The organism is Bradyrhizobium sp., from assembly GCF_049581145.1.
Taxonomy (GTDB): Bacteria; Pseudomonadota; Alphaproteobacteria; order Rhizobiales; family Xanthobacteraceae; genus Bradyrhizobium.
Map to the genome: position 1 here is coordinate 1 of NZ_JBAURI010000616.1, position 9,280 is coordinate 9,280.

The window sequence follows — 9,280 nt, forward strand, 5'->3', positions numbered from 1 at the left end:
GAGGGGGATCATGCTCTCGGCGGCGGCGCGCACCACGGCCTCGTCATTGAAGCCCCAAAGGTCTTCGAGCGAGCCGCCGCCGCGCGCGACGATCAGGACATCGGGGCGCGGAATCTTGCCGCCTTCCGGCAGCGCATTGAAGCCGCGGATCGCAGCTGCGACCTGCTCGGCCGAGCCGTCGCCCTGCACCTTGACCGGCCACACCAGCACGTGGCGCGGAAAGCGGTCGGCGAGACGGTGCAGGATGTCGCGGATCACGGCGCCGGTCGGCGAGGTGACGACGCCGATCACGTCCGGCAGCCAAGGCAACAGCTGCTTGCGCGCCGCGTCGAACAGACCTTCGGCCGCGAGCTTCTTCTTGCGCTCTTCCATCAGCGCCATCAGGGCGCCGATCCCGGCGGGCTCCAGCGCTTCGATCACGATCTGGTATTTCGATGAGCCGGGATAGGTGGTGAGCTTGCCGGTGGCGATGACCTCGAGCCCCTCCTGCGGCTTGAAGCGCATCCGGACATGGGCGAATTTCCAGATCACCGCCTCGATCTTGGCGCCCTCGTCCTTCAGCGCGAAATAGCAATGCCCTGAGGAATGCGCTCCGCGGAAGCCGGTGATCTCGCCGCGCACCCGGACATGGCCATAGGCGTCCTCGACCGTGCGCTTGAGCGCGGAGGACAGCTCGGACACCGTGAATTCCGGTGCGTTGATAAGGGCTTCGGCTGGAGGCATCGCGCGAATCAGCTCTCGGGTGAGCGTCCAAGTTAGGGAGTTTCGCACCCGATCGCCAATCCGGGCTTGCGATTTTCTAAACTCTGTAATACAGAGTTCTCTGTATTGAAAAAAGCGGAGGAACATCATGCTGAAATGGCTCGTTTGGTTTCCGCTGAAACTGTTGGGGTGGGCGCTTGGGCTGGCGGGCGCGGTCGGCCTGCTGTTGACCGCGATGATCGCAACGCCGTTCGTGCGCCCTCCCGAGCTCAAATCGATTTCGGCGGCACGCGGCACCGTCGATATGAGAACCTTGCCCGCCATCGAACGGTATCAGGGCCGGGACGGCACAGCGCTTGGCTTTCGCCACTATCCTGCGGCCGGTCCCGGGACGGGGCGAGGGGCTATCGTGATCCACGGCTCGTCCGGCTCGAGCGGGGGTCCGATTCACGCGCTGGCCAGTGCGCTGGCCGTCCACGGGGTGGAAACCTGGGCGGTGGACATCCGTGGTCATGGCGTTTCGGGGACAAGGGGCGATATCGCCTATGTCGGACAGCTCGAGGACGATCTGGCCGACTTCGTCGCCGAGGTCCGCAAGATCCGTCCCGACTTGCCGTTGACGCTGATCGGTCACTCCGCCGGCGGCGGCTTTGCCCTTCGCATAGCCGGCTCGCATATCCAGAACCTGTTTACGCGCACGGTGTTGCTGGCGCCCTATCTCGGCCCGAGGGCTCCCACCAACCGGCCGAATTCGGGCGGCTGGGCCAATGCCGACATCCCGCGCATCCTCGCTTTGATGGTGTTGCACAGACTGGGCATCGATTGCTGCGACGCGCTTCCGACGCTGGCATTCGCGGTTCCACCGGATTCCGCGTCGCGCCTGGTGCCGCTCTACAGCGAGCGCTTGCGCAGCAATTTCGGGGTTCATTTGGATTACCGCGCCGACCTCGCCGCGGCCACCAGACCCATCACCATCTTTTCGGGCGCCGATGACGAACTGATGCTCGCCGACAAATATGTCGACGCGGTGCGCGGGTTCGCGAACCCCGTCAGTGTCAGGCTGATCGCGGGCGTCAACCACATGGGCATCGTCAGCGCACCGAACGCCGTGTCGGCGATTGCCGAAGACGTCGCAAAGTCGGCGCCGGGCGCCTGATGCCTGACCAGGGAGGAATGACGCGATGATGGCCACAATGGTGTCAGTCGGCTTCAAGGCAGTGATCTGGGCTCTGGCTGCGATCGGCCTGGCCGTCCTGCTTCTGGCTGCGATGATCGCCGTGCCGATCCGGCGGCCACCGGAGCTGATGTCGATTGCGAATACGGCGCGCGCGGTGGATCGCAGCGATATGCCTGCCATCGAGCGGTTTCATGCCCGCGACGGCACCGAATTGGCCTACCGGCATTATCCCGCGCTCGGGCCGGCGAGCGGCCAGGTTGCCGTCGTCGTGCACGGCTCGTCGGGATCGAGCATCGCCGTCCACGCGCTGGCCAAGGCGCTTGCCTTGCATGGGGTCGACAGCTACGCGCCCGACATCCGCGGCCACGGCGCTTCCGGCACGCGCGGCGATATCGTCTATCTCGGCCAGCTCGAGGACGATCTGTCCGATCTGGTCGCGGAAATCCGCAAGTCCAGCCCCACCGCACCGCTGACGCTGCTCGGCCATTCCTCCGGCGGCGGATTCGCGCTGCGCATCGCGGGCTCGCCGATCCAGAACCTGTTCGCGCGCACCGTGCTGCTTTCGCCCTATCTCGGCTACGACGCGCCGTCGAGCCGCGAGGATGCCGGCGGGTGGGCGAGCCCCGACATTCCGCGTTTCCTCGGCCTGACGCTGCTGCGCCGCCTCGGCATCCTCTGCTGCGAATCGCTGCCGACGCTTGCGTTCGCGGTTGGCGCCGATACAAGCGCGATCCTGGCATCGACCTACTCGTATCGGCTGATGCGCAATTTCGGCACGACGGCCGATTTTCGCGGCGATCTGGCGGCCGCCCGCAAGCCGGTCAGCTTGTTCGCCGGCGCCGCCGACGAATTGATGTTCCCCGACAAATACAAGGATGCCCTCGGCGAACGTGTGTCCATCAGGTTGATCGACGGCGTCAATCACATGGGCATCGTCGGTGATCCGGCGGCGGTGTCCGCGATCGCCGACGATGTCGCGAAACCCGGTGGCGGATCATGACGGACGTCGATGCCAAGGAAGCCGCGTCGGCGCTGTCGGACATCGATGATATCGTCCGTCGCGTGCGACAGTCGCAGATCTACAACTTCTCCAGCCGGATCATGATCTGGTGGGGCGGGCTGGTGCTTGCCGGCAATGTCGCGAACTATCTCTGGCCGAGCCACGGCTATTCTATCTGGATCGCCATCAACATCGTGGGGGCCCTCGGCACGGTTCTGATCAGTGCTCTCATCCATCGGCAAACCGGCCGCGCGCATGCCTTCGATGGCCGGATGCTGATGGCCTACCTGCTGTTCTTCGTCTTCGGCTATTTGTGCTCGGAGGTGTTCGGGCATTACGGACCGCGCCAGCTCGCCGCCTTCTGGCCGATCTATTTCATGCTGTTCTACACCCTTGCCGGCCTCTGGTTCGGCCGCGCCTTCGTCGCCATCGGTCTCGGCATCAGCGCGCTGACGCTGATCGGCTATGTCTTCATCACCGGTTTTGCGTTCCTGCCCTGGATGGCGCTCGTCAATGGCGGCGGGCTCATCCTGGGCGGAATCTGGATGCGCCGGAGCTAGCGTGATGGCCGAACTCGACGACATCATCCACCAGCCGCTGCGGCTCAGAATCATGGCCGCGTTGAACGCGCTGCCAGCCGGCAGCGGACTGGAATTCGCCCGGCTGAAAAAGCTGACCGGCGCCACCGACGGCAATCTCGGCGCCCATATCGAAACCCTCTCGAAAGCCGGCTATGTCTCGGTCGACAAGGCATTCGTCGGCAAGAAGCCGCAGACCACGGTCATCGCCTCCGCCACCGGCCGCGGCGCTTTTGCCCGCCATGTCGCGACCTTGCAGGAGATCATCGCGGCATCCGGTGGCGCCAAGTAATCCCGCCGTCATTCCGGGGCGCTCGCCAGAGCGAGCGAACCCGGAATCTCGAGCTGCATGCGCCGGTGCAAGCCAAGCTCGAGATTCGGGATCGGCGCGCTGGAGCGCGCCGTCCGGAATGACGCTGGTTGGTTGGCGGCGGAACGTTTCGCGGTATCGGGTTGGCTTCCCCCCTTGCAGAAGAGGGCGGACTCGTGCGACCGACAAAGCTTGAATTTTCCTCTGCTGGCCTGTCTTCATGCATATTCTTCTGCTCGGTTCCGGCGGCCGCGAACATGCTCTGGCGTGGAAGATCGCGGGCTCGCCGCTGGTCACCAAATTATGGTGCGCCCCCGGCAATGCCGGGATCGCGCGCGAGGCCGAATGCGTAGCGCTCGACATCTCAGATCATGCCGCCGTGATCGCGTTTTGCAAGGCGAACGCGGTGGAACTGGTCGTGGTCGGCCCCGAGACGCCGCTTGCTGCCGGGATTGTCGATGATCTCACAGCCGTCGGCGTCAAGGCGTTCGGGCCGAGCAAGGCGGCGGCCCAGCTCGAGGGCTCCAAGGGATTCACCAAGGATCTGTGCGCCGAGTTCGGCATTCCGACCGGCGCCTATCGCCGGTTCGACAATGCGGCCGGCGCGCTCGCTTATGTGCGCGCACGAGGCGCGCCGATCGTGGTCAAGGCCGATGGACTCGCCGCAGGCAAAGGCGTTGTGGTCGCGACCACGATCAGCGAGGCGGAAGACGCCGTGGCGATGATGTTCGCGGGCCACTTCGGCGCGGCCGGCGCCGAGGTCGTGATCGAGGAATATCTCGCAGGGCGTGAGATCAGCTTCTTTGCGCTCTGCGACGGCGAAACCGCGCTGCCGCTGGCGTCCGCGCAGGACCACAAGCGCGTGTTCGATCACGACGAGGGGCCGAACACCGGTGGCATGGGCGCCTATTCGCCGACGCCGTTCGTGACGCCGGAACTGCACGACGAAATCATGGGCAGGATCATCCTGCCGACGGTCGCCGGCATGAAGGCGCGCGGCATCCCGTTTCGTGGCGTGCTCTATGCCGGCGTGATGCTGACGGAGCAGGGCCCAAAACTGTTCGAATACAACGTCCGCTTCGGCGATCCCGAATGTCAGGTTCATATGCTGCGGATGATGTCGGACCTCGTGCCGGCCTGTCTTGCCGCCTGCGATGGCCAACTCGGACATTTTGCGCTGCGCTGGGTTGCCGATGCGGCGGTGACGGTGGTGATGGCCGCAAAAGGTTATCCCGGCGACTACCAGAAGGGCAGCCGCATCGAGGGACTTGATGACGCCGCCATGGTTGAGGGCGTCGAGATTTTCCACGCCGGCACGGCAGCCAGGGAGGGTGCCATTGTCGCCAATGGCGGCCGGGTACTGAACGTGTGCGCACTGGGCAAGACCGTCACCGAGGCGCAGGCGCGCGCCTATCAGGCGGTCGATCGCATCAAATGGCCTGATGGATTCTGCCGGCGCGATATCGGCTGGCAGGCGGCGGAGCAGGAGCGACAGCAGTGAACGAGGAGCCGGTGCGCGCCGCAGTCGATGATGGACCGACCATGACGATGCGGTTTCGAAAGATTGTGTTGGCCATCGCCATGGCCTGCGTGGTGAGTCCGTGCGTGGCCGAGACGCCTGCTCCCAGCCTGACCGATGACATCGCGCGCGCCGATCCGGACATCGATATCTATGCCCTGATGTCGGGGCGATGCCCGACGCTGAGGATCGCCGGTCACGATTTTGCCTGCCGGACCATCGGTTTCTTTCATGGCGAACATGGTCGCGTCAGTTTTACCGTCGTGCTCGATGATCCCGCTGATGCCACCCATATCATCTCGTTCTCGGGTATCAACGGCCAGCGCTCGCAGGACAATATCTACGAACTGCCCGTCGACAGCATGCTGCTGAAATCCAAGGACCGGCCGAAGGCCGACGGCCTGCCGGTGCCGCTGGTCGAATTGTCGGCGGGAACCTGCGAGCAGGTCGGCAGCTTCGCGGCGCGGAAGATCTCCAGCATTTCGTGCAGCGCCAGGGACCGGCACGGCCAGACCTATCAGTTGAAGTTCGAGTCGGACGGCTCGCCGATCATCGTGCGACGCATCAGGCAAACGACTGCGCCGAACGCCGCGCAGGACCCGTTTAATTGATAGGATCATGCAATGCTCGCTGACAAGACCTGGATGCCCGCGACAAGCGCGGGCATGATGAGATATGAGCCTTTATCGTTGCCATCAGAGCAGATCTCCGCCCGCGGCGGACGCCGTGGTGCCGTGCTGGCGGAACGCCTTGATGACGTTGCGGCCGACCTTCCATTTGTGCACTTCGTCCGGACCATCGACCAGCCGCTGTGAGCGTACCTGGGTGTACCACTGCGCCAGGATGGTATCCTGGCTGAAGCCGAGCGCGCCGTGCAGCTGGATCGCGGTGTCGATCACATGGTGCACCATATGAGCCAGATAGACCTTGGCGATCGAGTTCTCCTGCCGGAGATCAAGGCCTTTCTCAGCCTTGTAGGCGATGTGCAACAGCATCAGGCGTCCGATATAGAGCTGGCTGGCGCATTCGGCGAGCATGAACTGCACCGCCTGGCGATCGGCGAGCAGCGTGCCGAAGGTCGAACGCGTTGTCACATGCGCGACCGCCATGTCGAGCGCGCGCTGGGCCTTCGCGATGTTGTGCATGCCATGGCGCAGCCGGCCATAGGCGAGGCGGTGCTGGCCCATGTTGAAACCATTGCCTTCGCCGCCGAGCAGATTATCGGCCGGAACTTTCAGATCCTTGATCTCGATCTCGGAATGGCCGCCATGGACCTCATCCGAGTGCGGGCCCTCGATCGCCATGTTCTTGATGTTGCGCTTGATGCGGTAGCCGGGGTTCGGCAGCTCGACGATGAAGGTCGAATACTGCCGGTGACGCGGCGCGTTCGGATCGGTCTTGGCCATCACCAGCGCGATGTCGGCGACGCTGGCCGACGATGAGAACCACTTCTCGCCGTTCAAGACGTAATTCTCATTGCCGTCCTTCACCGCCGAGGTCTGCATCCCCGTGGCGTCCGCGCCGGCCGCCTTCTCCGTCATCGAGAAGCAGATGCGCTTCTCGCCGTTCAAAAGGGGCTTGAGGAATTTCTCCTTCTGGTAGTCGGTGCCATGGGCCAGGATCGTCAGCATCGAGGCATCGTCGGGTCCTTGCGTGTTCATCGACAGCGCGCCGAGCAGGCTCTCGCCGAGTTCCATCTGCACCAGCGCATTGGCGAGCGGACCGAGCCCCATGCCGCCATATTCCTTCGGCACGAACGGGCACCACAGGCCCTGGGCGCGCGCCTTGGTTCGCAGCCTGGCGAGCACCTCGTCGAACGGCTTGGACTCGAGTTCCTTCTCCGCGGGGATGCATTCCTCGTGCACCCACTTGCGCACCTGCTCGCGGATCGCCTTGGCCTCGGATGGAATTTCGAAATCGATCGACATGGCGTTTTCCCTGTTGGTTCTTGATGCTCTGACTTGAGCAATGGCATAACGCCGGGGCGTGCCAGCGGCAACGCCAAACAAAGTTTGAAGCGGTTACCTGCGAGGGAGTGAAGCGATGCCCGATCTTGCCGATCTGTTTCCCGGCTACGAATCCAAATGGATCAACACCTCCTTTGGCCGCATCTTCGCGCGCGTCGGCGGCGAGGGGCCGCCGCTGCTTTTGCTGCACGGCTTTTCCTCGACGCATGTGATGTGGCACGTCGTGGCGCCGCAGCTCGCCGACAAGTTCACGCTGATCATTGCCGACCTGCCGGGCTACGGCTGGTCCGACATGCCCGAAAGCGACAAGGACCATATGCCCTACACCAAGCGCGCGATGGCACAGACGATCATCGAGGCGATGGAGCAGCTCGGCCACGTCCATTTCGCGCTCGCCGGCCACGACCGCGGCGGCCGCGTGGCCTATCGGCTGGCGCTCGATCATCCGGGCCGGCTGTCGCGGCTCGGGGTGTTGGATATCCTGCCGACCTATGATTACTGGGAGCGCATGAACCGGCTCTCCGCGCTGAAGATCTATCACTGGACCTTCCTGGCGCAGCCTTATCCGCTGCCGGAAACGCTGATCGCAGGCGCGGGCGAGTTCTTCCTCAGGGAGAAGATGGCGAGCCAGACCAAGTCGAAGACGCTCGACGCGATTGATCCACGCGCGCTGCAGCACTATCTCGCGCCCTTCCGCGATCCGTCCCGCATTCACGCGATGTGCGAGGACTACCGCGCCGGCGCCTATGCCGATTACGAGATCGACAGGGCCGATGTGGGGGCGGGCAAGAAGATCACGATTCCGATGCTGGCGCTGTGGGGCGATGCCGGCATCGCGTCTGCCGCGGCGACGCCGCTTGGTACCTGGAAGAACTGGGCGACCAACGTCACCGGCGCGCCGGTGGATTCCGGGCATTTCCTGACGGAAGAAAATCCGGACGCGACGGCAAAGCTGCTGCGGGAGTTCTTCCTGGCGCGGTAGGTCACAAGGACAACTCGTCATATCCCGCGCATGCGGGGTATCCAGCAGGCCGAGGCGTCTCGGCTCAAGCACTGCCACCTCTGGAATACTGGACCGTCCGCTTTCGCGGAGGATGACAGGAAGACGGCGGGCACGGCCATTCCTCGTCATTGCCACGAGCTCTTGCGACGAAGCAATCCATCTTTGACTTTCGGAGGTGGGATGGATTGCGTCGCAAGGGCTCGCAACGACGGTTCAGGTGGGGCCGGCGAACATCCCCTCATCACCGCCGCTCCCGGAAAAACTCCTTCAACAGTGTCGCGGCGCGGGTTTCGCCGACCGCCGAATAGACCTGCGGCACGTGATGGCAGGTCGGCTGCGCGAAGAAGCGCACGCCGGAGTCGACCGCGCCGCCCTTGGGGTCCGCCGCGCCATAATACAATCTGCGGATACGCGCGAACGAGATCGCGCCGGCGCACATGGTGCAGGGTTCGAGGGTGACGTAGAGGTCGCAGTCGACCAGCCGCTCGGTGCCGATCCGCTCGGCGGCCTGCCGGATCGCCAGGATTTCGGCATGCGCGGTCGGATCGCGATCGGTCAGCGTCCGGTTGCCGGCGGTCGCGATCACTTCGTAATCCCGCACAATCACGCATCCGATCGGAACTTCGCCGGCTTTTCCGGTATTTTCCGCCGTTTTTAGCGCCAAATCCATGAATGAGGGGGCGTTCATGCCTCGTATCATCGGAGGAAACCTGCTAGGAGATGCACCTTCAGCAAAAGTGGATCCCGGTTTTGCGTCACATGCGCCGTTTACGGCGCGCGGATCGCCATTCGTCGCTGCACCTCAGTCCTGCCCCTCAGTGAGACCTTTCATGCCCCGCGACAACGACAAAGACAACGCCTCCCGCGGCCGGCGTGACCGGCCCTCCGGCGGCAAAGGCCGCTCCGGTGCCGCACGGGGACCGGAGAAGAAGTTTGCCAAGCGCGGCTTTGCCGGCAAAGGGGAGGGCGACAAGCGCGCCTCTGGCGAGGGTCGCCCGCCGCGCCGTCGCGACGATAGCACAGC

General features: G+C 64.2%; 11 protein-coding genes. 8 read left to right on the plus strand and 3 right to left on the minus strand.

All coding sequences use genetic code 11. The annotated features are described in order from the left end of the window. On the minus strand, window positions 1-723 hold a 723-nt coding region (xseA, locus tag WCB02_RS20220), incomplete at its 3' end, for an exodeoxyribonuclease VII large subunit (protein WP_423960785.1). A gap of 127 nt (window positions 724-850) precedes the next feature. Here xseA and WCB02_RS20225 point away from each other — a divergent pair. The 6 genes from WCB02_RS20225 (at window position 851) to WCB02_RS20250 (ending at window position 5,897) form a co-directional block, all read left to right on the plus strand. Continuing rightward, window positions 851-1,858, plus strand: a complete 1,008-nt coding sequence (locus WCB02_RS20225) for an alpha/beta hydrolase (RefSeq protein WP_423960787.1) — start codon at window positions 851-853, stop codon at window positions 1,856-1,858. Window positions 1,859-1,895: 37 nt separating this feature from the next. Next, window positions 1,896-2,879 carry an alpha/beta hydrolase gene (locus tag WCB02_RS20230; protein ID WP_423960805.1) on the plus strand — a complete coding sequence of 328 codons (984 nt, stop codon included), beginning with the start codon at window positions 1,896-1,898 and terminating at the stop codon, window positions 2,877-2,879. After that, window positions 2,876-3,439, plus strand: coding sequence for a hypothetical protein (locus WCB02_RS20235; RefSeq protein ID WP_423960790.1), 564 nt, complete (start codon window positions 2,876-2,878; stop codon window positions 3,437-3,439). The genes WCB02_RS20230 and WCB02_RS20235 overlap by 4 nt, the downstream gene beginning before the upstream one ends. A 4-nt stretch (window positions 3,440-3,443) precedes the next feature. Next, a complete protein-coding gene (locus WCB02_RS20240) occupies window positions 3,444-3,749 on the plus strand; it encodes a winged helix-turn-helix domain-containing protein (protein WP_423960792.1) in 306 nt (101 codons plus the stop codon). A gap of 238 nt (window positions 3,750-3,987) precedes the next feature. Further along, window positions 3,988-5,268 (plus strand): phosphoribosylamine--glycine ligase, encoded by a 1,281-nt coding sequence (purD, locus tag WCB02_RS20245; protein ID WP_423960793.1) that lies wholly within the window; start codon window positions 3,988-3,990, stop codon window positions 5,266-5,268. Further along, the gene (locus WCB02_RS20250; protein WP_423960795.1) at window positions 5,265-5,897 is read left to right on the plus strand and encodes a hypothetical protein; all 633 of its coding nucleotides are present in this window, start codon (window positions 5,265-5,267) and stop codon (window positions 5,895-5,897) included. Before purD ends, WCB02_RS20250 begins: the two co-directional genes overlap by 4 nt. A gap of 84 nt (window positions 5,898-5,981) precedes the next feature. On the opposite strand, the gene WCB02_RS20255 is transcribed toward WCB02_RS20250, so the two are convergent. Further along, the gene (locus tag WCB02_RS20255; RefSeq protein WP_423960797.1) at window positions 5,982-7,214 is read right to left on the minus strand and encodes an acyl-CoA dehydrogenase family protein; all 1,233 of its coding nucleotides are present in this window, start codon (window positions 7,212-7,214) and stop codon (window positions 5,982-5,984) included. Window positions 7,215-7,329: 115 nt separating this feature from the next. On the opposite strand from WCB02_RS20255, the gene WCB02_RS20260 reads away from it, so the two are divergent. Continuing rightward, entirely contained in the window at window positions 7,330-8,235 is a 906-nt protein-coding gene (locus WCB02_RS20260; protein WP_423960800.1) for an alpha/beta fold hydrolase, read from the plus strand. Between the two features lie 262 nt (window positions 8,236-8,497). Here WCB02_RS20260 and WCB02_RS20265 read toward each other — a convergent pair whose 3' ends face one another. Beyond that, window positions 8,498-8,956 carry a nucleoside deaminase gene (locus WCB02_RS20265; RefSeq protein ID WP_423960801.1) on the minus strand — a complete coding sequence of 153 codons (459 nt, stop codon included), beginning with the start codon at window positions 8,954-8,956 and terminating at the stop codon, window positions 8,498-8,500. Window positions 8,957-9,086: 130 nt separating this feature from the next. Between WCB02_RS20265 and WCB02_RS20270 the strand changes: the two genes are divergently transcribed. Beyond that, on the plus strand, window positions 9,087-9,280 hold a 194-nt coding region (locus WCB02_RS20270), incomplete at its 3' end, for a hypothetical protein (RefSeq protein WP_423960803.1).

Coding starts and splice junctions, on each gene's coding strand:
- WCB02_RS20225 (WP_423960787.1), top strand. CDS start 851: ATGCTGAAATGGCTCGTTTGGTTTCCGCTGAAACTGTTGGGGTGGGCG.
- WCB02_RS20230 (WP_423960805.1), top strand. CDS start 1,896: ATGGTGTCAGTCGGCTTCAAGGCAGTGATCTGGGCTCTGGCTGCGATC.
- WCB02_RS20235 (WP_423960790.1), top strand. CDS start 2,876: ATGACGGACGTCGATGCCAAGGAAGCCGCGTCGGCGCTGTCGGACATC.
- WCB02_RS20240 (WP_423960792.1), top strand. CDS start 3,444: ATGGCCGAACTCGACGACATCATCCACCAGCCGCTGCGGCTCAGAATC.
- purD (WP_423960793.1), top strand. CDS start 3,988: ATGCATATTCTTCTGCTCGGTTCCGGCGGCCGCGAACATGCTCTGGCG.
- WCB02_RS20255 (WP_423960797.1), bottom strand. CDS start 7,214: ATGTCGATCGATTTCGAAATTCCATCCGAGGCCAAGGCGATCCGCGAG.
- WCB02_RS20260 (WP_423960800.1), top strand. CDS start 7,330: ATGCCCGATCTTGCCGATCTGTTTCCCGGCTACGAATCCAAATGGATC.
- WCB02_RS20265 (WP_423960801.1), bottom strand. CDS start 8,956: ATGATACGAGGCATGAACGCCCCCTCATTCATGGATTTGGCGCTAAAA.